Source organism: Bacillus cereus group sp. N31, from assembly GCF_016483245.1.
Classification (GTDB): Bacteria; Bacillota; Bacilli; order Bacillales; family Bacillaceae_G; genus Bacillus_A; species Bacillus_A toyonensis.
Map to the genome: position 1 here is coordinate 1 of NZ_JAEHCH010000144.1, position 204 is coordinate 204.

Genomic DNA, 204 nt, shown 5'->3' on the forward strand with positions numbered 1-204 from the left:
ACCATCGGCGCTAGAGAGCTTAACTTCCGTGTTCGGTATGGGAACGGGTGTGACCTCTCTGCCATCATTACCAGACTTTTATCATTATACACATTCTTTTCAGAATGTCAAAAGGAATTTTAAATATATATTCCTTCAAAACTAGATAACATCGCTTCATATTATATGGTTAAGTCCTCGATCTATTAGTATTCGTCAGCTCCA

Annotated in this window: 1 rRNA gene; it reads right to left on the reverse strand. The window is 37.7% G+C overall.

Annotation, left to right across the window (positions count from 1 at the left end):
• Positions 1-75: ribosomal RNA gene (gene rrf, locus JDS81_RS30175) — 5S ribosomal RNA — on the reverse strand; the annotation flags it as partial.
• Positions 76-204: the final 129 nt, after the last annotated feature.